Annotated in this window: 19 protein-coding genes; 10 read left to right on the top strand and 9 right to left on the bottom strand. The window is 70.7% G+C overall.

Going from position 1 to position 20,155, the window contains the following annotated elements; translation table 11 throughout:
* Nucleotides 1–171: 171 nt before the first annotated feature.
* Complete coding sequence (locus ACZ60T_RS18630; protein ID WP_469666849.1) at nt 172–543, top strand: DUF4180 domain-containing protein; 372 nt, start codon at nt 172–174, stop codon at nt 541–543.
* Nucleotides 544–593: 50 nt separating this feature from the next.
* Here the strand turns inward: ACZ60T_RS18630 and rsgA are convergent, their stop codons facing one another.
* From rsgA to ACZ60T_RS18610, 4 genes are all read right to left on the bottom strand, one after another.
* Nucleotides 594–1,679: a ribosome small subunit-dependent GTPase A gene (gene rsgA, locus ACZ60T_RS18625; RefSeq protein ID WP_469666972.1), complete on the bottom strand. Its 1,086-nt coding sequence runs from the start codon at nt 1,677–1,679 to the stop codon at nt 594–596.
* Nucleotides 1,680–1,962: 283 nt separating this feature from the next.
* Nucleotides 1,963–3,417, bottom strand: a complete 1,455-nt coding sequence (locus tag ACZ60T_RS18620) for a HAMP domain-containing sensor histidine kinase (RefSeq protein ID WP_469666848.1) — start codon at nt 3,415–3,417, stop codon at nt 1,963–1,965.
* A 272-nt stretch (nt 3,418–3,689) separates the two neighbouring features.
* Entirely contained in the window at nt 3,690–5,048 is a 1,359-nt protein-coding gene (locus ACZ60T_RS18615; RefSeq protein WP_469666847.1) for a radical SAM protein, read from the bottom strand.
* Between the two features lie 57 nt (nt 5,049–5,105).
* Entirely contained in the window at nt 5,106–5,780 is a 675-nt protein-coding gene (locus ACZ60T_RS18610) for a pyridoxamine 5'-phosphate oxidase family protein (RefSeq protein WP_469666846.1), read from the bottom strand.
* A 178-nt stretch (nt 5,781–5,958) separates the two neighbouring features.
* On the opposite strand from ACZ60T_RS18610, the gene ACZ60T_RS18605 reads away from it, so the two are divergent.
* Nucleotides 5,959–8,832 carry a glycoside hydrolase family 2 TIM barrel-domain containing protein gene (locus tag ACZ60T_RS18605; RefSeq protein ID WP_469666845.1) on the top strand — a complete coding sequence of 958 codons (2,874 nt, stop codon included), beginning with the start codon at nt 5,959–5,961 and terminating at the stop codon, nt 8,830–8,832.
* A gap of 54 nt (nt 8,833–8,886) precedes the next feature.
* Complete coding sequence (locus tag ACZ60T_RS18600) at nt 8,887–9,426, top strand: GNAT family N-acetyltransferase (protein ID WP_469666844.1); 540 nt, start codon at nt 8,887–8,889, stop codon at nt 9,424–9,426.
* Between the two features lie 16 nt (nt 9,427–9,442).
* Here the strand turns inward: ACZ60T_RS18600 and ACZ60T_RS18595 are convergent, their stop codons facing one another.
* Nucleotides 9,443–10,675: an MFS transporter gene (locus ACZ60T_RS18595; protein ID WP_469666843.1), complete on the bottom strand. Its 1,233-nt coding sequence runs from the start codon at nt 10,673–10,675 to the stop codon at nt 9,443–9,445.
* Nucleotides 10,676–10,893: 218 nt separating this feature from the next.
* Between ACZ60T_RS18595 and ACZ60T_RS18590 the strand changes: the two genes are divergently transcribed.
* The 5 genes from ACZ60T_RS18590 to ACZ60T_RS18570 all read left to right on the top strand — a co-directional run bounded on the left by ACZ60T_RS18590 (nt 10,894) and on the right by ACZ60T_RS18570 (nt 15,679).
* Nucleotides 10,894–11,709, top strand: coding sequence for an alpha/beta fold hydrolase (locus tag ACZ60T_RS18590; protein WP_469666842.1), 816 nt, complete (start codon nt 10,894–10,896; stop codon nt 11,707–11,709).
* 99 nt (nt 11,710–11,808) lie between these two features.
* Nucleotides 11,809–12,417 (top strand): TetR/AcrR family transcriptional regulator, encoded by a 609-nt coding sequence (locus ACZ60T_RS18585; protein WP_469666841.1) that lies wholly within the window; start codon nt 11,809–11,811, stop codon nt 12,415–12,417.
* A complete protein-coding gene (locus ACZ60T_RS18580) occupies nt 12,414–13,208 on the top strand; it encodes an alpha/beta fold hydrolase (protein ID WP_469666840.1) in 795 nt (264 codons plus the stop codon). The genes ACZ60T_RS18585 and ACZ60T_RS18580 overlap by 4 nt, the downstream gene beginning before the upstream one ends.
* Before the next feature lie 216 nt (nt 13,209–13,424).
* Nucleotides 13,425–14,561: a glycoside hydrolase family 12 protein gene (locus ACZ60T_RS18575; RefSeq protein ID WP_469666838.1), complete on the top strand. Its 1,137-nt coding sequence runs from the start codon at nt 13,425–13,427 to the stop codon at nt 14,559–14,561.
* Nucleotides 14,562–14,596: 35 nt separating this feature from the next.
* On the top strand, nt 14,597–15,679 hold the full coding sequence (locus ACZ60T_RS18570; RefSeq protein ID WP_469666837.1) for a lytic polysaccharide monooxygenase: 1,083 nt from the start codon (nt 14,597–14,599) through the stop codon (nt 15,677–15,679).
* Nucleotides 15,680–15,749: 70 nt separating this feature from the next.
* On the opposite strand, the gene ACZ60T_RS18565 is transcribed toward ACZ60T_RS18570, so the two are convergent.
* The 3 genes from ACZ60T_RS18565 to ACZ60T_RS18555 all read right to left on the bottom strand — a co-directional run bounded on the left by ACZ60T_RS18565 (nt 15,750) and on the right by ACZ60T_RS18555 (nt 17,984).
* Complete coding sequence (locus ACZ60T_RS18565; protein WP_469666835.1) at nt 15,750–16,556, bottom strand: isocitrate lyase/PEP mutase family protein; 807 nt, start codon at nt 16,554–16,556, stop codon at nt 15,750–15,752.
* Nucleotides 16,553–16,966, bottom strand: coding sequence for a hypothetical protein (locus ACZ60T_RS18560; protein ID WP_365624003.1), 414 nt, complete (start codon nt 16,964–16,966; stop codon nt 16,553–16,555). The genes ACZ60T_RS18565 and ACZ60T_RS18560 overlap by 4 nt, the downstream gene beginning before the upstream one ends.
* 388 nt (nt 16,967–17,354) lie before the next feature.
* Nucleotides 17,355–17,984 carry a class I SAM-dependent methyltransferase gene (locus ACZ60T_RS18555; protein ID WP_469666834.1) on the bottom strand — a complete coding sequence of 210 codons (630 nt, stop codon included), beginning with the start codon at nt 17,982–17,984 and terminating at the stop codon, nt 17,355–17,357.
* Between the two features lie 62 nt (nt 17,985–18,046).
* On the opposite strand from ACZ60T_RS18555, the gene ACZ60T_RS18550 reads away from it, so the two are divergent.
* Nucleotides 18,047–18,769 (top strand): TetR/AcrR family transcriptional regulator, encoded by a 723-nt coding sequence (locus tag ACZ60T_RS18550; RefSeq protein WP_469666833.1) that lies wholly within the window; start codon nt 18,047–18,049, stop codon nt 18,767–18,769.
* 21 nt (nt 18,770–18,790) lie between these two features.
* Here ACZ60T_RS18550 and ACZ60T_RS18545 read toward each other — a convergent pair whose 3' ends face one another.
* Entirely contained in the window at nt 18,791–19,174 is a 384-nt protein-coding gene (locus tag ACZ60T_RS18545) for a MerR family transcriptional regulator (RefSeq protein ID WP_469666832.1), read from the bottom strand.
* Nucleotides 19,175–19,233: 59 nt separating this feature from the next.
* Between ACZ60T_RS18545 and ACZ60T_RS18540 the strand changes: the two genes are divergently transcribed.
* Nucleotides 19,234–20,067, top strand: a complete 834-nt coding sequence (locus tag ACZ60T_RS18540) for an alpha/beta fold hydrolase (RefSeq protein WP_469666831.1) — start codon at nt 19,234–19,236, stop codon at nt 20,065–20,067.
* Nucleotides 20,068–20,155 lie beyond the last annotated feature (88 nt).

Raw genomic sequence — 20,155 nt, 5'->3', positions numbered from 1 at the left:
CACGGGACCGGCGATCCATGTCTGCCCGGGACACGCCGACGGGGTAACAAACACCCTGTCACCCCTTCGTGTTGAGAAGGGGCTTGAGGATCCCGTAATTACGACGGGGACCACGGCGATGGCGCCAAATGCGATCGCCGTGGCCCGCCCGCCGAACTAGCCTTGGCCGGCATGAGCACCCTGGAGAAGATCCACGACACCCCCGTCCTGATATGCGCCCCTGAGGGCGACCCGATCTGCGGCGAACGGGATGCCACGGATCTCATCGGCAACGCCGGTTACCAGGGCGCCGCGTGGGTGGCCGTGCCCGCCGACCGGTTCGACGAGGCGTTCTTCCAGCTCCGTACCCGCGTCGCCGGAGACATCGTGCAGAAGTTCGTGCAGTACCGCATGGGCCTGGCGGTGGTCGGTGACATCTCCGGTCATACGGAGGCCAGTTCGGCCCTGCGTGACTTCGTACGGGAGTGCAATCGCGGGCGGCAGACGTGGTTCGTGGCCGACCTCGACGAACTGCGCGCCCGCCTGGCGGGGCCGACCGGCTGAGGGGTGGGGTGGGGAGCCGGACGAGCCGACTCCCCACCCCTGGACCGGTCTTACTGCCACCGCCCGCGCTTCGCCTCCATCGCGGCCCTCCCCTCGGCACCCTTCCGCTTCCACTCACGCCGCCGCTCCGCCCGTACCCGCACGTCCGTCTTGGCGACGATCCACTGGTTCTCCCGGAGCAGCTTCCGGTAGCTCTCCAGCCGCCGCTCGGGCAGTTCCCCGTCCTCGACCGCCGCGCGCACCGCGCAGCCGGGCTCGCTGTCATGGGCGCAGTCGTCGAAGCGGCAGCCCTCCGCCAGGTCACGGATCTCGGAGAACACCTGGCCGACACCGGTCTCGGCGTCCCAGAGCCCGACCCCGCGCAGGCCGGGTGTGTCGATGAGGACGCCGCCGCCGGGCAGGGCGAGCAGATTGCGGGTGGTCGTGGTGTGGCGCCCCTTGCCGTCCGCGTCCCGCGTGGTCTGGACGGTCATCACGTCCTCGCCGAGCAGCGCGTTGGCAAGGGTCGACTTGCCCGCGCCGGACTGCCCGAGCAGTACGGACGTGCTGCCGGACACCAGCGCGGCGAGGGCGTCGAGCCCCTCCCCCCGCTGCGAACTGACCGGCAGGACCGGCACACCGGGCGCGGTCGTCTCGACGTCCTGGACGAGGTACGAGAGGGTCGCCGCGTCCGGCACCAGGTCGGCCTTGGCGAGTACCACGACCGGCTGCGCCCCGGACTCCCAGGCCAGCGCGAGGAAGCGTTCGATCCGGGCGAGGTCCAGCTCCGCGGCGAGCGACACGGCGACGACCGCGTGATCGACGTTGGCCGCGAGGATCTGCCCCTCGGACCGCTTGGAGGAGGCGGAGCGCACGAAGGCCGTACGGCGCGGCAGATACGCCCGTACATAGCGGGGGTTGCCCCCGGGTTCGACGGCGACCCAGTCGCCGGTGCACACGACCCGCAGCGGGTCGTGGGGGGTGACGAAGGCGGTGTCGGCGTACATCACCCCGTCGGCGGTGATCACGTCGCACCGGCCGCGGTCGACGCGGACGACCCGCCCGGCGATCAGCCCTTCGGCGTCGTACGGGGCGAACGCTTCCGCCCACGCGTCGTCCCAGCCGTACGGGGCGAGCGCGGAAGAAGCGGACTGCATGGAGAGGGAAGTCAAGGGAGACCCTTCACAAGGGTGGCCCCGGCGGGCGCGCGGGGGCGCGCCTGTGGATGGGTGTCAGCCGATGGCCACGGGGGTGGACGAGATGAACTCCTGAAGGCGGGCAGCGCCCGTCGCAAGAACAGTCATCGGTCAACACCCCCTTCATCCCTTGCGGTTACCGGCAATCACCGGCGCTTACCGGCGACCACGATCCGGTCCCGGCGTACGACCGCCACCCTAACGCGCCCGATCGGCCACCTGCCAGCGAATTACCCCCTGCCGCTCAGGACGGCAACCGGCTCTGCGCCTGCGGAGGGACGGGAGGAACTGGAGCGGCTGGAGGGGCTTGCGGTGGCGGAGTCCGCGCTCCCGGAATGGTCATGACGGCCAAGGTGCCGCCACCGGGCGCCCGGTGCAGCCCGACGGTTCCGCCCGAGGCGTGGACCGCCCTGGCGACGATGGCCAGACCGAGGCCGCTTCCGGGAAGGCTGCGCGCCGAGGGCGAGCGCCAGAAGCGCTCGAAGACGTACGGGAGTTCGTCCGCCGGGATACCGGGGCCCTCGTCCTCGATCGACAGCCGCCCCGCTTCGAGACGCAGCGAGACCGCGCCTCCGGCCGGTGAGAACTTCACCGCATTGTCCAGCAAGTTCACCACGGCGCGTTCCAGCGCGGCTGGCTCGGCCCAGACGAACCAGTCCTCCAACTCGCAGGTGAACTTCACCTCCTTGCCCCGGAGTTTCGCCCGCGCCAGGGCACGCTCAGCACCCTCGTGCAGCGCGACGAGTTGCCGGGACGCGCTGCCCGGCGCGGCGTCCGGCCGGGACAGCTCCTGTATGTCGCCGATGAGACCGGCCAGTTCGGCGATCTGGGCCCCGACCGACGTCAGGAGATCCGCGCGTACGCCCGCGGGCAGCTCCCTGCCCGTCTTCTCGCTGCGGATCAGCAGCTCGATATTGGTCCGCAGCGAGGTCAGCGGGGTGCGCAACTCGTGTCCGGCGTCCGCGATCAACTGCTGTTGCCGTTCCCTGGACGAAGCCAGCGCGGCCGTCATCGCGTTGAAGGACTTCCCGAGACGCGCGATCTCGTCGTCGCCGTCGACCGGGATACGTACGGACAGATCCTCGGTCCTGGCGATGTGCTCGGTGGCGTCCGTGAGTTGCTTCATGGGGCGCAGCCCGGCACGGGCGATACCGGCCCCGGCGGTCGCCGCGCCCACGACGCCCACCCCCGCGACCCCCAGGAGGAGCCACGCGAGACCGTCCAGGGGCTTGGACGTCACGCTCAACGGCTGTGCGATCGACACCGCGTAGTTCCCGCCCGGTTCGGCCGGTCCGTCGGGGCGTGACGTGGCGACCCGCATCGCCTGCCCGTCTTCGGACTCGGCGTCGTGCAAGGCGTCTCGCTGGAATCCGCGGGCCACCGCGAGGTCGCCGGCGTCGACCTCTATGGCGGAGCTGCCGGGAGCGGTGCACACCGTCCCGTCGCCGGTGACGACTTGAACCGTGTACGGAGTCGGCGTCCGGTCCCCCGCGTTCGGCTCGGTCGCGGACTCCTGGAACTGACAGCTCCTCAGAAGCTCTGCGACGTAGGCGGGTGATGCCCGTACGCTGCGGAGGTTGGCGTCGAGTTGGCTGTTGAGCTGCTGTTCGGTGAGCAGCCAGGCGGCGACCGCGACCGCCGACACGGCGACCGCCACAGCGGCGGCGGCGAGCAGCCCGAGCCGCGCACGCAGCGGCAAACGTCGTAGATACGTCTTCAACGGCGCGCGTCCCCCTGCGTCATGGGCGTGGTGACACGCCTGGACGCCGGGTCGGCGCCCTCCCCCGTGATGTACATGAGGGCAGTGTGAGGCACCGAGATGAGAATCGGATGCACGTGCTCGCGGCCGACAGCGATGCTCGCGATGCCGACGAAATCGTGGGTCCCGCACGGGGGTTCGTACCCCCACCGGGGCGGGGCGTCGGGGTCCGTCGCATCGACGACCCTCAACACCCCACCCCGGTCAGGGCGTCACGCGCGCGACGGCTCCCCGGCGCCATCGGCATCCTTGGCGCCATCGGCGTCGTCCCGTGCGGGAAGGCTGTCCATGAACGAGCTGACGGAGAACACCGCGCGGCCCGGTCCGGGCGGGCCGTAGCCGGGCGGCGAGGAGAGACCGAAGTCGTCCATCGTGGCGCGGTAGGCCTCCAGCAGACGGATGTGGTACTCCAGCGGCGCACCCTGCGGGTTGGCCTTGCCGAGCGGGGTCGTCGGCTCCGGGCACCAGGTGGTGAAGCGGGGCGTGATGCCGTTCGACATGAAGAAGCGCAGCCCCTCGGTGGTCGAGGCGATCGCCTCGTCGACCGTGGTGAAGCCGAAGGGTTCGGCCATCTCCACGCCCGCCACGAAGTTGGGGATCACGTTGCGCGCGCCGAAGATGTCCGCCGAGTCCAGGATGCGCCGGTGCCACTCGTCGCGGCCGACGTAGCGCTCCTTGCCGGGGCAGTACAGCTCGAACAGCCGCCGGTCCCACACCTCGAAGTTGGGGTGGTAGATCTGCACCCCGTAGTCCTTGAACCGCTGTACGTCGTCCTTCGGCAGGGCCTGCGCGACGACCTTGCCGATCCAGCGTCCGGGGAAGCGCTCCTCGATGGCCTTGGCGTAGTGCCCGTAGAAGTCGGCCTCGTCCCGGCCCGCGACCTTCGAGGTGATCGCGCCGCCGGTGAGGGTGTAGGCGGTGGAGGCCTTCTGGGTGTCGTACCGGTCGATGATCTCCAGCGCCTCGAGGACTTCCTCGACGTCCTTCACCCCGGTGTAGGGCCGCCCGGCCGCCTTGTGCTGGCGCCAGTTGTGGTTGATGTCGCAGTACTGGCACTCCTCCTTGGCGCCGAAGTACTGGCAGACGCGGAAGACGGTCAGGTAGATCAGATAGCCCCACTGGATGGTCGGGGCCACCTCCATCACGGACTTCCCGTTGGAGAGGGTGTGCCGGTAGTACTCGGGCATCGGCGGGACGCCGACGTCGGCGATCCGCTTGCCGTCGAGGTAGAGGCCGAGCAGCCCCTCCTCGTCGGCGGCCACCCGGTAGGGCGAGGCCGGGTTGACGCGTACCGAGACGACGGTACGGCGCAGGTCGTACGGGCCGCCCGTGAGGATGATCTCCTCGGGCGGGCGCCGCAGTGCCGCCTCGCCCAGTTCGGGCAGGGTGCCGTGGTCGAAGGAGAAGATGAAGTACGACTTCGGCTTGACCTCGCCGCTCTCGTTGTCGCTGAGTGCGGAGGCGTCGAAGGCCACGCCTCCGCGCAGCAGGTCCTCCTTGAAGACGGCTTCCCGCGGTACATGCGGGAATCGCTCCATCAGATCCTCGACCAGTGCGGTGCGGCTACCCATCCATATCTCCTCCCGGCTCGGGCATTCGACTCCTCACGGTATGCCCCGGGCCGCGCGTCAGCCGTGCCGGGTCCCTTCGCGTCGCGCGAGGTGGGCTGGTACGGGGGTGTCCGGCGGCAGCAGCGGGTCGGGCTCGGGGGCGCCCCAGGTGGCGGTGAGCGGCAGGGTTCCGGCCCAGATGCCCAGCTCGGCGTCGGGTCCGTCGCCGTCGTCGGGGGCGCCCGTACGGATCTTGACCGACGCTTCCTCGAGGGAGAGGGCGAGCAGGGTGGTGGCGGCCAGCTCCTTGCGGTTGGGCTGCCGGGCGTAGGACCACTGCCCCGGTGTCGCGTGCTCGGTGAGCCGGCGCAGCCCCGCCAGCTTCTCGTCCGGGTCGGTGACCTTGCGGGCGGTGCCGTGGATGACCGCGCTGCGGTAGTTCACGCCGTGCTCGAACACCGAGCGCGCGAGGACGAGTCCGTCGACATGGGTGACGGTGACGCATACGGGGGCGCCGCCCGCCATGCTCCGACTGGCCACCGAGCCGTGCAGATACAGCACGCGCTCGTCCCGTCCGTACACCGTGGGCACGACCAGGGGCCGCCCTTCGACGATCACGCCGAGGTGGCAGATGAACCCCGCGTCGAGGATGGCGTCGAGATCGGCCCTTCGGCGGCTGCCCTGCTCCCGTAGGCGGCGGTGGCGGGTGAGTTCGGTCTGCGGGAGGACGGAGGGGTGGGGCGGCTGTGTCATGAGCGCGACGCTACCGAGTGGGTGGGCTGGTTGTCGCCCGGTGTTCGTATACGACCGCGGCGGACCGGTTCGCGAGGTGTCGGGCGCAAGGTGAGGCGCGGTCTCGGGGACTGCGTGCAGGATGGTCCCTGGCTCAGACAGCAGCGACACGCCGATCTCGTCCAGGAGACCGATGCCGATGTCCCTCCGCATCCGTACCACCACCGACTACATCGAGGATGTCGCGCCGGGCAGGGGGTTCCTGCCGCCGCGTGCCTGGTACGCGTCCTCGGACGCGGCGTCCCTCTCGCTGAACGGCCGATGGCGCTTCCGGCTGTCCGCCACCGCCGACGCCGAGGACGACGCGTTCGCCGAGCCCGGCTTCGACGCGGGCGCCTGGGCGGAGGTCTCGGTCCCGGGCCACTGGGTCCTCCAGGGCCACGGCGCCCCCATCTACACCAACCACCTCTATCCCTTCCCGGTCGACCCGCCGCGGGTGCCGACCGAGAACCCGACCGGTGACCATCTGCGCGTCTTCGACCTGCCGGAGAGCTGGCCCTCGGACGGCGGGGCCGTTCTCCGCTTCGACGGCGTCGAGTCCTGCGCCCGCGTCTGGCTGAACGGCACGGACCTCGGTGCGTTCCAGGGCTCGCGGCTGCCGCACGAGTTCGCGGTGGGGCATCTGCTGCGGCCGACCGGCAATGTGCTGGCGGTCCGGGTCCATCAGTGGTCGGCCGGGTCCTATCTGGAGGACCAGGACCAGTGGTGGCTGCCGGGCATCTTCCGGGACGTCACCTTGCTGCATCGCCCCGCGGGCGGCGTCCTCGACTTCTTCGTGCACGCCGCGTACGACCATGTCCGGGGCGAGGGCACGCTGAAGGTCGACTCGGATGTCGCGGGCCGGGTCACCGTCCCGGCGCTCGGTATCGAGGTCGCCACCGGCGAGCCGGTGACCGTGCCCGTCGAGCCGTGGACCGCGGAGACCCCGACGCTGTACGACGGTGTGCTGACCACGGAGGGCGAACGCGTACCGCTCAGGATCGGCTTCCGTACGGTCGCCCTGACGGACGGCCGGATCACGGTGAACGGGAGGCCGATCCTCTTCAAGGGCGTCAACCGCCATGAATGGCACCCGGAGAAGGGGCGCGCGCTCGACCTGGAGACCATGCGCGCGGACGTGCTGCTGATGAAGCGGCACAACATCAACGCCGTGCGCACCTCGCACTACCCGCCGCACCCGGCCTTCCTCGAACTGTGCGACGAGTTGGGGCTGTGGGTCGTCGACGAGTGCGACCTGGAGACCCACGGCTTCATCGAACAGGCCTGGCGGGACAACCCCGTTGATGACGACCGCTGGACCCCGGCCCTCCTGGACCGCGCCGCCCGCATGGTCGAACGGGACAAGAACCACCCGGCGGTGATCCTGTGGTCCCTCGGCAACGAGGCGGGCACCGGGCGGGGTCTGACGGCGATGGCCGAGTGGATCCACGGCCGGGACACGTCGCGGCTCGTGCACTACGAGGGAGACATCGACTGCCGTGATGTGGACGTGTATTCACGGATGTACGCGTACCACGGGGAGGTGGAGCGAATCGGCAGAGGTCTGGACGGCGGCACCCTCAAGCGCCGCCGACTCCCCTTCATTCTCTGCGAGTACGGCCACGCGATGGGCAACGGCCCCGGCGGCATCGCCGACTACCAGCGGCTCTTCGAGACGTACGACCGGATCCAGGGCGGCTTCATCTGGGAGTGGATCGACCACGGCATCAGGGACGAACGCCTCGGCTTCGCCTACGGTGGCGACTTCGGCGAGGAGTTGCACGACGGGAACTTCGTCTGCGACGGACTGCTGTTCCCCGACCGGACGCCGTCGCCGGGGCTGATCGAGTACAAGAAGGTGATCGAGCCGGTCCGTATCGAGGACGAGGGGACGGGCGGAGCCGTACGGATCCGCAACCTGTACGACTTCGCGGACCTGTCGGCGCTGACGTTCTCCTGGTCCTGTCAAGTCGACGGCGAGACGGTCGAGTCGGGCCCGCTGCCGGTCCCGGCCCTGTCGCCAGGAGAATCGGCCGTGGTGAAGCTGCCGCAGCCGCCGCCGGACGCGCGCGGCGGTGAGACGGGGTGGACGGTCAGGGCGGTGCTCGCGACCGACACGGCGTGGGCCCCTCGCGAACACCCGGTCGCCTGGGCCCAGTTCCCCCTCTCCACGCGGCCACCCGTGCGGGTCGCCCCGACCGAGACCCCCGTGTCCGTCGATGAGCGGATCAGCCTCGGCCCGGCCTCCTTCGACGCGCGTACGGGTGCGCTCAGGAGCGTCGGCGGAGTCGAGGTGACCGGGCTCCGCCTGGACGTGTGGCGGGCGCCGACGGACAACGACCTGGGCGCGCCGTGGCAGTCCGACCCCCGCTACGGCCTGCTGTGGCGCAAGCTGGGCCTGCACCGTATGCGGCACCGCCTGGACGCGGTCGAGCCGGGCGACGACGCGCTGACCGTACGGACCCGAGTAGCGCCCGCGGCCCGGGAGTCGGGCTTGACCACGACATACCGATGGACCTCGGACGGCACCCGCCTGAAGCTGACGGTGTCCGTCGCGCCCGAGGGCGAATGGACGGTCCCGCTGCCGCGACTCGGCATCAGGCTGGGGCTGCCGGGTACGGCGGACCGGGCGCGCTGGTTCGGCGGCGGCCCTGGCGAGGGCTACCCGGACACCAAGTCGGCGTCTCAGCTCGGCCGTTGGTGCGCCACCGTAGAAGATCTCCAGACCCCGTACGTCCGCCCGCAGGAGAACGGCGCCCGTGCCGATGTCCGTTGGGCGGAGATCGGCGGCCTGAGGATCGAGGGTGACCCGGAGTTCTGGTTCAGCGCCCGACGCTGGACGAACGAGCAACTGGACAGGGCCACCCACCTCACCGACCTGACCCCCGGCGACACGGTATGGCTCAACCTCGACCACGCCCACCACGGAATCGGCACCCAGTCCTGCGGACCGGGCCCCCTACCGCAGTACTTCCTGCGTGCCGAGCCCAGGGAGTTCTCCTTCGTCTTCACGGAGGCGGAGCGGCCGAAGTGACCTGATGGATCAATCCGGTTGTGGGAACGTGCCGTCTCGCCTTGACTGGTCGGCATGGTTGACCTGCGTACCGATCGCCTTGTTCTGCGTCGATGGCGTGACTCCGACCTCGAGCCCTGGGCGGCGATGAACGCCGACCCCGAGGTGCGGGAGCACTTGGGTGACCCGCTCACTCGTGCGGAGAGCGATGCCTCCGTGGCTCGTTACCGGGCCGAGTTCGACCGTCGAGGCTTTGGCTGGTGGGCAGTTGAGGAGCGGGCCGGCGGTGGGTTCATCGGCTTCGCGGGCCTGGACCGGGTCGATGACGGTATGCCGTTCACCGGAGTCGAGATCGGCTGGCGGCTCGCCCGCTCGGCCTGGGGCCACGGCTACGCCACCGAGGCCGCGCGGGCCGTCCTGGCCCACGGCTTCGACACGCTCGGGCTTCCCGAGATCCTCGCCGTGACCACGGTCGCCAACCTCCGTTCGCAGGCGGTGATGCGCCGGATCGGCATGACCCGGAACCCGGACGACGACTTCGACGATCTCACCGCGCCCGACGGGCCGTTGCGTCTGAACGTGCTGTACCGCATCACCCGGAGCGCGCGGGACTGACCTGGCTCGCCCACCCTCACGCCCCCTCGGGCGCGGCCTCCGGGCGGCGTGAACGTACCGGGGTGAACAGGGCCAGTGCCGCTATGCCCACGCATGCCGTGCCGCAGGCCGCGCCCACCACCGCGGTGCCGTGGCGCTGTGCCGCCCAGGTGACCACGGCCGCGCCGATGGGGGCCGCCGCGTAGTGGATGGTCCAGAACGCGGAGGTGACCCGGCCGAGCAGATGCTCCGGGGTCACCTCCTGGCGCAGGGACATCGAGCATGTGCCCGCGATGCTGTCGCTGCCCAGGAACGCCGCGGTCAGCAGGGCGACGGACGCTACCCCACCGGCCAGACCGATGCCGCCCAGCGCACAGCCGCTGACGATCACCGCGCCGATCCAGGTGGGGCCGAAGCCGAGGCGGCGGCGTATCCGGGCCACCAGCAGGGCCCCGGCGATCGTGCCCAGCGCGCCGATCGCGAGGACGCCGCCGACGGTCCCGTCGCCCTGCCCGAGGTCGTGCTTGAGGTGGTAGATGATCAGGTCGTTCAGGCCCAACTCCAGGAAGCTGAACAGGAACAGCAGCAAGGTCAGGACACGCAGTACCGGATGGCGTCGCAGGAACGACGCCCCGGCGAGCAGATCCCGCCACCACCCCTGCCGGTCCACGGCCGGTTCGGGCGACACGCCCTGCCGGAACCGTACGAGGCTCAGACACACCGCCGACACGCCGAAGCTCGCCGCGTCCACCGCGACCGCCGCCGCAGGTCCCGCCCAGGCCGCCACGACACCCGCGCCGAGCGGGCCGACCACCCCCGCCGCGGCGGCGGTCGCGTTCAACCGGCCGTTGGCCTCGGTGATCCGGTCGGCGTCGACCAGGCCGCGTACGACGGTCACATACGCGACGGAGAACACCATGCCGACCGCCTCGCACAGCGGCAGCACGGTGTACAGCAGCCAGATCCGCGGCCCGGCGAGCCACACCAGCGGCACGAGCGCGTACAGGACCATCCGCACCAGATCGCAGGCGATGAGCAACTTCCTGCGATCCACCCGGTCCACCACCACCCCGGCGAAGACCCCGGACAGCACCATCGCCGCGCCACCGACCGCCGTCAGCAGCCCCATGCGCGCGACGGACCCGGTCGCCTCCAGCACCAGCAGCGGCAGCGCGATCAGGGCGAAGGAGTCCCCGAGGACGGAGAGCGTCAGCGCACCCCAGAAGATCCGGAAGTCCCGCTCACGCCCACCCGCCCGCTTCTCCCCCACCGGCCAACTCCCCCGTACCCCCGTGTCGCCCGACCGGCGAACGTCAAGGCGCACCACAGTACGACGACCGCGCCCACCGAAGGCGGTGATGTCCGAGGCGGCTCACGATGAGCCGCTCGGTCCGAGGGCCGCCTCGGCACGAAGCGCGATCGCGTTGTCAGAGGCAGGTGGCAGGATGCTCGGGCTGTCACCACACCCCTGACCGAGGAGGATCCGTCATGCCCGACAACACCTCTACGACCCTGCACTTCGTCGAGAAGGGCGCCGGTCGCCCCGTCCTGGCCCTGCACGGCTGGACGCCCGACCATCGCCTGATGCTCGGCTGCGTGGAACCGGTCTTCGCGCGACGCGAGGGGTACCGGCGGCTGTATCCGGATCTCCCCGCGATGGGCAGGTCGCCCGCCCCGCCGTCCATGGCGAGTTCGGACGACATGCTGCGGGCGGTGGAGGAGTTCGTCGACCGCACCATAGGCAGCGAGCCGTTCCTGCTCGTCGGCGAGTCCTACGGCGGCTATCTCGCCCGCGCGCTCGCCAGGACGCGGGCCGAGCAGGTCCTCGGGCTGGCGCTGATCTGCCCGCTCGCCGACGCGGTCGAGCACCCCGAACGCAGGGTCCCCGCCCACCAGGTGCTGCGTACCGAACCCGGCCTGCTCGACTCGCTCGACCCGCGGGTCGCCGAGGAGTTCGAGGAGGTCACGGTGGTGCAGACCCCGGACACGGCGCGGCGCTTCCGCGAGGAGATCCTGTCCGGCCTCGACGTGGCCGACACGGAGGCGATGACCCGTGTCCGGCGGCATTGGCAGCTCACCGAGGGCCCGGAAGGCGGCGAGCCGTTCCCGCGGCCGACCCTGATCCTGACCGGGCGGCAGGACTCCAGCGTCGGCTACCTCGACCAGTTCGAGCTGCTGCCGCACTACCCGCGGGCGAGCTTCGCGACGCTGGACCTGGCCGGACACAACCTCCAGATCGAGCAGGTCGAGCTGTTCGACGCCCTGATGCTGGACTGGGTCGACCGGGTCGCCGCCGAGGCGTAGGCCGGACGCCCGGCCACGCCCCCCACTCAACTCGCCTCTTCACGACCCCACTTAGGTGGTCTAGAGTGTTACCTAGGACCTCTAGGTAAGGAGACGCGCATGGCCCGTGCCGGGCTCACCGTCGAGCGGGTCGTCGCGGCGGCGGCCGACCTCGCCGACGAGGTCGGCTACGAGAACGTCACCGTCTCCGCCCTCGCGCGCCACTTCGGCGTGAAGGACGCCAGCCTGTACTCGCACATCAAGAACGTGCAGGACCTGCGCACCCGACTCGCCCTGCTGGCGGGCGAGGAGATGATCGACCACATCGCGGCGGCCGTCGCCGGATGCGCGGGCAAGGACGCGCTGGCCGCCTTCGCCGGCGCCTACCGGACGTACGCGCTGAAGCACCCGGGACGGTACGCGGCCACCCAGATCCGGCTCGACCAGCCCCTCTCGGCCGACTCCCGCGCGATGCGCCGCACCGCCGAGATCACCTACGGCATGCTGCGCGCCTACGGCCTCGAAGAGCCCGATCTCACCGACGCCGTACGCCTGTTGCGCAGCACCTTCCACGGCTACTGCGCCCTCGAGGCCGCCGGGGGCTTCAACGCGTCACGTGATGTGCGGGCCTCGTGGGACAAGGCCGTCGACGCCCTGCACAGGGCACTGGAACACTGGCCCCGCGAAGAGCGGCGCGAAGCTCAGCGCAAGGAGAAGAGCACGTCATGACCCGCCTCCACTACGACGTACGCGGCGACGGCCCGGTTCTGCTGGTCATCCCCGGCGGCGCGGGCCACCCCGGCGGTCTCGACGCGATGACGGAACCCCTCACCGCTCACTTCACCGTCGTCACCTACGACCCGCTCGGCCTCGCCCACGGACGACTCGGTCTGCCCGTCGAGGAGCAGCGGGTCGAGAGGTGGAGCGAGGGTGCGTGGCGCGTGCTCCAAGAGGTGCTGCCGGACGGCGAGTCGGCGTATGTCTTCGGGGCCAGTTCGGGCGGCATCACCGCGCTGGACCTGCTCGCGCGCCACCCCGAGCGGCTGCGGCACGTGGTCGCGCACGAGCCGCCGGTCGTGGACGTACTGCCGGACGCGGCACGGCAGCACGCGATGTTCGCCGACGTGTGCGACACGTATCGCAGGGCGGGCCTCCAGGCGGCCGGGGCACGGATGGCCGCCGGGCTGGAGGAGAAGGAACCGTCGCCGCTGCCCGCTGAGGGTCAACCGCCGTCCGAGGAAGAGGCGTTGGCCACGCCCATGGCCGTCTTCCTCAGCCGCGTTCTCCAACCCTTCAGCTCCCACAAGCCGGATCTCTCGGCCCTCAAGGCCGCCCCGCTCACCCTCGCCGCGGGCGTCGACTCGCGCGGCGGGCTCCTCCACCGCACCGCCTCCGTCACCGCCGAGCTGACCGGCAGCCGCTTCGCCGAGTTCCCGGGCGGGCATGTCGGGGCGCTCGAGCATCCGCGAGAGTTCGGGGCACGGCTCTTGAAGGCGCTGCGGGGCCTCGGGGACCAGTAGCACCCCCAGCCCCGGAGACCAGTAGCACCCCCGCGCCCCCACGACACCCACCGCTCCCGCTCAACTCCCCGCGCGCTCAAGGGAATTCCGACATGCGCGGCATCTTGTCATGCACATGCTCCACTCCTATAGTCCCTTCCAATGATGGGAGCGCTCCCATAGATGCGCAAGCGGGAGCACTCCTCCCTCCGACCTCATCCCCCGAAGAGGCCTCCCATGCGATTGCTGCCCCACCGGCTCGATACGACGCGCGGCTTACTGGGCGCGCTCCTCACCGTGTTCGCCCTGGTCGCCGCCGTTCTGTCGACCGCTTCGGCGGCCCATGCCGACACCCAGATCTGCGACACCTTCGGATCGACCACGATCCAGAGCCGCTATGTCGTCCAGAACAACCGCTGGGGCACGGACGCCACCCAGTGCATCACCGTGACGGACTCCGGCTTCCGGATCAGTCAGGCCGACGGGTCGGTGCCGACGAACGGCGCCCCGAAGTCGTACCCGTCCGTCTACAACGGCTGTCACTACACCAACTGTTCGCCGGGTACCGCGCTTCCGGCCAAGCTCAACACCATCTCCAGCGCCCCCACCGGCATCTCGTACAGCTACGTCAACGACGCGGTCTACGACGCCGCCTACGACATCTGGCTGGACCCGACGGCCCGCAAGGACGGCGTGAACCAGACCGAGATCATGGTCTGGTTCAACAAGGTCGGCTCGATCCAGCCGGTGGGCTCGCAGAGCGGTACGGCCACGGTCGGCGGCCGTACCTGGCAGGTGTGGTCGGGCAACAACGGCTCCAACAACGTGCTGTCCTTCGTCGCCCCGTCGGCGATCACGAGCTGGAACTTCGACGTGATGGACTTCGTCCAGCAGGCGATCTCCCGCCAAATGGCGTCCGCCGACTGGTATCTGACGAGCGTTCAGGCTGGCTTCGAGCCGTGGCAGAACGGTGCGGGCCTCGCGGTGACGTCGTTCTCCTCGACGGTCAACACGGGTAGCGGCGGTGGCGGGGGCGGCACCACTCCCCCCGGCCAGAGCTCCTGCCAGGTGACGTACGGGACGAGCGTCTGGACCGACGGATTCACCGCCGACGTCGCCATCCGCAACACCGGTTCGACCCCGGTGGACAACTGGAAGCTCGCCTTCACCCTGCCCTCCGGGCAGCGCGTCACCAACTCCTGGAACGCCACGGTGTCCCCTGCCTCCGGTGCCGTCACCGCGACCGCTCAGTCGCACAACGCGCAGATAGCGGCGGGCGGCAGCCAGTCGTTCGGCTTCCAGGGCAGTTACAGCGGCACCTTCGCCGCACCGAGCGACTTCACTCTCAACGGCACCGCCTGCACCAAGGCCTGATTCCCTCCAACCCCCATCAGGAAGGCAGGACGATCGTGGCTCGACGCAACAGACTTCTGACGGTGGCGGCGGCCTTCGCCACCCTCCTCGCGGCACTGGGCCTGACGTTCCTCGGTCAGGGCCGCGCCGAAGCGCACGGCGTGGCGATGATGCCCGGTTCGCGTACCTACCTGTGCTACCAGGACGCCAAGACCCCCAGCGGTGGCCTCGACCCGACGAACCCCGCCTGCAAGGACGCGGTGGCCCAGAGCGGCACCACGCCTCTGTACAACTGGTTCGCCGTGCTCGACTCCAACGCCGGTGGCCGGGGCTCGGGTTACGTGCCGGACGGCACCCTGTGCAGCGCCGGGAACAAGTCGCCGTACGACTTCTCCGCCTACAACGCCGCCCGCGGCGACTGGCCCCGGACCCACCTGACCTCGGGTGCCTCGATGCAGGTCCAGTACAGCAACTGGGCCGCGCACCCAGGTGACTTCCGTGTCTACGTGACCAAGCAGGGCTGGTCACCCACCTCGCAACTGCGCTGGGCCGACCTGGACTTGATCCAGACGGTCACCAACCCCTCCGCGCAGGGTTCGCCGGGCACCGACGGCGGCCACTACTACTGGGACCTGAACCTTCCCTCGGGCCGTTCGGGCAACGCGCTGGTCTTCATCCAGTGGGTGCGCTCCGACAGTCAGGAGAACTTCTTCTCCTGCTCGGACATCGCCTTCGACGGCGGCCACGGCGAGGTGACGGGCATCCGGGGCTCCGGCTCCTCGACGCCCACCCCCACCCCGACCCCCACGCCCACTCCGACCGACCCGTCCACCGGCACCTGCATGGCCGCGTACACCGTGGACAGCTCCTGGAGCGGCGGCTTCCAGGGCTCCGTGCAGGTCATGAACCACGGCACGGCACCGCTGAACGGCTGGACCGTGACCTGGAAGCCCGGTACCGGGACGCAGATCGACAACATCTGGAACGGTTCCCTGTCCACGACAGGTGACACGGTCAAGGTCAAGAACACCGCGTACAACGGAGGTGTGCCGGCCGACGGCAGTGTCACCTTCGGGTTCACCGCCACCTCCACGGGCAACGACTATCCGATCGGCTCGATCGGCTGCGACGCCACCTGACGTCCGCACCGTCCGTGACCTGCCGGGCGCGTCGGCACACTGCCGGCGCGCCCGGTCGTCACGTACTCGCTCACCCTCGCGACGCTGTCTGTTCCTCTCCTGCCGGTGAACTCGTGGACGCCGCACGCGTGTTGAGCGCCTGGACGTCCGCGTACGAGGGAACGGTGCCCTGCGGAGTACGTCCGTCCGCGATGGCGGCCATCGCGTCCACGGCCGCGCCCAACGCCCGCCGGTACAGCAGGGAGCCGACGCTGATCCGGCGGACGCCGAGGTCGGCGAGGTGCGGGACGGTGGGACCGGCCGGGGAGCAGAGGATGTTGAGGGGTGCGCCGAGCCGCTTCACCAGGGTGGCGATCTCCGTGGGTTCGGTCAGCCCGGGTACGAACACGCCGTCAGCGCCCGCCTGTTGGTAGCGGTCGAGTCGGCGCAGCGTCTCCGTCATGTCGCCGTCTCCCAGCCAGTGGGTGTCCGTGCGCGCGTTGACGAACAAGCCGGGCACCACGGACTTGACGGCGGCGATCTTCGCGGCGAGCAGGCCGGGAGACCCGAGCCCGTCCTCCAGGTTGATGCCACAGGCCCCCGCCGCCCACAACTGTCGGGCGAACTCGGCTACTTCGTCCGGGTCGTCGCTGAACCCGGCCTCCGCGTCGACGGAGAGCAGGAAGGGCCGCGCGCCGAGGGCTTCCGCGAGGTGGAGGGTGAGGTCGCGGGTGGCGGCGGCGCCGTCGGGCAGTCCGGCGGAGGCCGCGACGCCGAGGCTGGTGGTGCCGATGGCCGGGAAGCCACGGGCGGCGAGGGACAGCGCGGAGGCCTGGTCCCAGGCGTTCGGCAGCACCAGGGGCGCGCCTGCCCGGTGGAGGTCGGCGAAGGCGGTCATGACAGGTCACCGATCGCGTCCGCGTAGTACGCCGACTCCTGTACGTGCTCGGCCAGTTGGCGGAAGGTCCAGCCCTCCCCCGGTGAGTGGTCGAGTTGCCCGTCGGCGAGTGAGCGGAGCCGGACGGACCAGATCAGCGCCAGCCGGGTCAGCCTGCTGCGCGCCTCGTCCAGATCCTCCGGTGTGAACCGCGCGAGGTCGGCCGGTGTGGTGGAGGCCGACGCGTGCCAGTGGTCGGGCAGCGGCTCCTCGCCCGCCAGCCTCGCCTCGAACTCGGCGAGATGGTCCACCAGGTGGTCGGCGACCCGGCGGATCGCCTTGTGCGGGGTGTAGACGCGGTCGTCGGTGTGGCGGGGGTGGCCGTCCCATGCGGTCCAGGTGGCCGCGAGAGCGAGGACGTGCTCCACCATGGCGACGACGCCCGCGGCGAGGGCTTCCTGCTCGGTCGTGCTGCGGTGCGGGGTTCCGGTTGCGTACTGCGTTTCGGCCATACGTGCACGCTAGGCGCGGATCGCTTCGGTGCTCGCCGAAGTGTTGGCCACGTCGTTGTCACGCGGTGCGGGCCGCGGCCCGGCCCATGGCCCACAGGCCGGGACCTGGGGCGCCCCGGTTCCGGTCGGGACGCCCCAGGGGCTTCATGGCGGGGGATGCGCCCGGCGCTCACCCCTGGGAAGGACACGCGTGTTCCTTCGATGTCAGATCTTGCGCCACGAGCGCGCCGCACACCAGACCCACGGTCCTCCCCTCGGATCCGTGGTGTGACGTATGCCTCGTATCGCGGGCGTATTTCCTCCCCTCTCACATCGCCGCGGCGGCGTCGCGGCGCAGGGTGAACCAAGCGGTCGGAACGTCGTTCGTACCGGGCGTCACCTCGACCAGTCGCCACCCGGTGAACCTGGCGCGGAGTTCGTCCGCGGTGACGCCGGAGATCGGGTCGTCGAACGCCTCGGGCGCGTACCCGAACATCAGCAGCAGCGCGCCGGGGGCGGCACGGCGCGTGAGGCCGGTGACGTAGCCGTCGCGGCGGTGCGCCGGGATGCCGCAGTAGCAACTCAGGTCGAAGAACAGGTCGTACGGGCCGAGGACGCCCGCCTCGTCGAGCCGGGTGGCGTCGGCGCAGAGCACCGTGACGTCCACGCCCGCCGCGTCGGCCTTCTCCCGGGCCCGGCGCACCGCGCGGTCGATCAGATCGACGGCCGCCACCCGCCAGCCGTGCCGGGCCAGGTACACGGCGTTGGTGCCGGTGCCGCAGCCGAGTTCGAGGGCGCGACCGGGCGTCAGCGCGGCGGGGCCCTCCACCAGGGCCACCAGCTCGGGCGGTGTGACGTCGGTGTCCCAGGGCGGCTTGCCCTCTCGGTAGTAGTCCTCCATCAGACGGCGTACGGCCGCCTCTTGGTCGAGTTCCGCGGCCGTCCGAGTCTTGCTCATCGTTGCCCTCCAAGATTCTAGAGTCGAACTCTAGTGACCAACTCTAGAGATAGACTCCTGGCATGGCTGCGGTCAAGCGATCCGACGAGCAATTCAGCGAGCGACCGGGGCAGTTGGGCCAGCGGTCCGACGGGGAACCGGGTGAGCGATCAGGCAGGCGACGGCCCGACAAGCGGGCCGAGCGCTCGCGGCGCACGCGCGAGAAGATCGTCGCGGCGGCGCGGGAGTTGTTCGTCGCGCAGGGGTACGGGGCGACGAGTCTTCAGGAGGTCGCGGACCGCGCGGGCGTGGCCGTCCAGACCGTCTACTTCGCGTTCGGCACCAAACGCGCGCTGTTCAAGGACGTGGTGGACACCTCCATCGCCGGGGACGCGGAGCCGGTCGCCACCATGGACCGCGAGTGGTTCCGCACCGCGTGCGCCGAGCCGACGGCCGCCGGTCAACTGCGGGTGCACGTACGGGGCGTGGGCGAGATCCTCGGCCGGGTCGCCCCGATCATTCCGATGGTCGCGGCAGCCGCGGCCACCGACCCGGAGATCGCCGCGCGGTGGTCCACGGGCCCCGACCCCCGCTACATCGTCCAGCACGCCGCGGCGAAGGCCCTGGTCACCAAGGCCGACGCCCGCCCCGACATCGACACCGACCGCGCCGCGGACCTGCTGTACGGGCTGCTCAGCCCGGAGCTGTACCTGATCTTCGTCCGCGATCGCGGCTGGACCCCCGACGCCTGGGAGGAGTGGGCCCGCACGGCCTTGACGGCGCACCTGTGCACCGAGGACGCGTGAGGCCCGTCGACGTCAACTGTCCTACGCCGCCTGCTGGTTCGTGTCGTCGATGCCGGTGGGGCCTGCGGCGATGATGGTGTCGAGCATGCCCTGCGACGCCTGGAGATCCTTGATCGCGTGCGTGATGCGCTCGCGCTCACCGCGCAGTTGCGCCACCAGGTCGGGGCACACAGGCGCGAGCCCGGCACCGTCGTCGCGGACGCACGGCAGCACCTGGGCGATGGTCGCGGTCGGCAGTCCTGCCGCGAGCAGGGCGCGGATACGCCGGACCGTGTCCACGTCCGCGTCGCCGTAGACCCGGTAGCCGCTCGGCAGCCGCTCGGGCGCCAGCAGTCCTTGCTCCTCGTAGTAGCGCAGCAACCGTTCACTCACTCCGGTACGCCGAACCATCTCCCCCATGCGCATGTGCCCCGCCCCTCGCTCCCCTTGACTCTCACATCGATGTCAGACTGTAGCGTCCGAGCATGACCAGCAACGAGGCGTCCTCGCCGATCAACTCCCTTGCCCCTGCCACCACTTCCCTGCCCGTCTCGACCCTCGGCCGTACCGTGCGCGGCAGCGGTCCGGGGCTGTTGCTCGCCCATGGTGCCGGTGGCGGCATCGACGCCAACTACGGCCCCGTTCTGGACACGTTGGCCGCACGGCACACCGTGGTCGGCCCGGACTACCCCGGCACCGGCCGCACTCCACGCGCCACGGCACCGCTCGACCTCGACACCCTGGCCGACGAACTGGTCGCCACCGCCGTCGAGGAGGGCCTCGACACCTTCGCCGTCGCCGGGTACTCCCTGGGCAGCCCCGTGGCTGTCCGGGCCGCCACCCGTCACCCCGACCGCGTCACCGCCCTCGTCCTCACCGCGGGCTTCGCTCATCCCGACCCGCGGTTCCTGCTCGCCGTCCGGCTGTGGCGCGACCTGCTCGACGCCGACCCGCGACAGGTGGCCGCCTTCACCGCCCTGCTCGCCTTCAGCGCCCCGGCCCTGGAAGCCTTCACCCAGGACGACCTGGACGCCGCCCTCGACATGGCCGCGGCGGACGTCCCGCCCGGCACACCGGAACACCTCGACCTGGTGCTCAACCTCGACGTCCGGGCCGACCTCGCCACGCTCGACGTGCCGACCCTCGTCATCTCCACCACGCTCGACGGACTCGTCACCCCGCACCACCACCGGCAACTCGCCGACGCCATCCCCGGGGCGCGCTACGCCGAGATCGCGACCGGTCATCTTCCCTTCGTCGAGCGCCCGGCCGAATGGGGCGCCCTCATCAGCGACTTCCTCGCCGAGAGCCGCTCCTGACAGCATCGGGACGGCGCGCGAGGAACACGAAACAGACGTGACCAGCGGTCCGCTCATGTCGGTCACCTCGATCCCGCGATCGGCCGGC

It is taken from the genome of Streptomyces sp. NPDC104371, assembly GCF_055583785.1.
The sequence above is the reverse complement of the archived record's forward strand: the minus strand, read 5'-3'. Positions and strand labels throughout refer to the sequence as shown.

Coding starts and splice junctions, on each gene's coding strand:
- ACZ60T_RS18630 (WP_469666849.1), top strand. CDS start 172: ATGAGCACCCTGGAGAAGATCCACGACACCCCCGTCCTGATATGCGCC.
- rsgA (WP_469666972.1), bottom strand. CDS start 1,679: ATGCAGTCCGCTTCTTCCGCGCTCGCCCCGTACGGCTGGGACGACGCG.
- ACZ60T_RS18615 (WP_469666847.1), bottom strand. CDS start 5,048: ATGGGTAGCCGCACCGCACTGGTCGAGGATCTGATGGAGCGATTCCCG.
- ACZ60T_RS18610 (WP_469666846.1), bottom strand. CDS start 5,780: ATGACACAGCCGCCCCACCCCTCCGTCCTCCCGCAGACCGAACTCACC.
- ACZ60T_RS18605 (WP_469666845.1), top strand. CDS start 5,959: ATGTCCCTCCGCATCCGTACCACCACCGACTACATCGAGGATGTCGCG.
- ACZ60T_RS18600 (WP_469666844.1), top strand. CDS start 8,887: ATGGTTGACCTGCGTACCGATCGCCTTGTTCTGCGTCGATGGCGTGAC.
- ACZ60T_RS18590 (WP_469666842.1), top strand. CDS start 10,894: ATGCCCGACAACACCTCTACGACCCTGCACTTCGTCGAGAAGGGCGCC.
- ACZ60T_RS18585 (WP_469666841.1), top strand. CDS start 11,809: ATGGCCCGTGCCGGGCTCACCGTCGAGCGGGTCGTCGCGGCGGCGGCC.
- ACZ60T_RS18580 (WP_469666840.1), top strand. CDS start 12,414: ATGACCCGCCTCCACTACGACGTACGCGGCGACGGCCCGGTTCTGCTG.
- ACZ60T_RS18575 (WP_469666838.1), top strand. CDS start 13,425: ATGCGATTGCTGCCCCACCGGCTCGATACGACGCGCGGCTTACTGGGC.
- ACZ60T_RS18565 (WP_469666835.1), bottom strand. CDS start 16,556: ATGACCGCCTTCGCCGACCTCCACCGGGCAGGCGCGCCCCTGGTGCTG.
- ACZ60T_RS18560 (WP_365624003.1), bottom strand. CDS start 16,966: ATGGTGGAGCACGTCCTCGCTCTCGCGGCCACCTGGACCGCATGGGAC.
- ACZ60T_RS18555 (WP_469666834.1), bottom strand. CDS start 17,984: ATGAGCAAGACTCGGACGGCCGCGGAACTCGACCAAGAGGCGGCCGTA.
- ACZ60T_RS18550 (WP_469666833.1), top strand. CDS start 18,047: ATGGCTGCGGTCAAGCGATCCGACGAGCAATTCAGCGAGCGACCGGGG.
- ACZ60T_RS18545 (WP_469666832.1), bottom strand. CDS start 19,174: ATGCGCATGGGGGAGATGGTTCGGCGTACCGGAGTGAGTGAACGGTTG.
- ACZ60T_RS18540 (WP_469666831.1), top strand. CDS start 19,234: ATGACCAGCAACGAGGCGTCCTCGCCGATCAACTCCCTTGCCCCTGCC.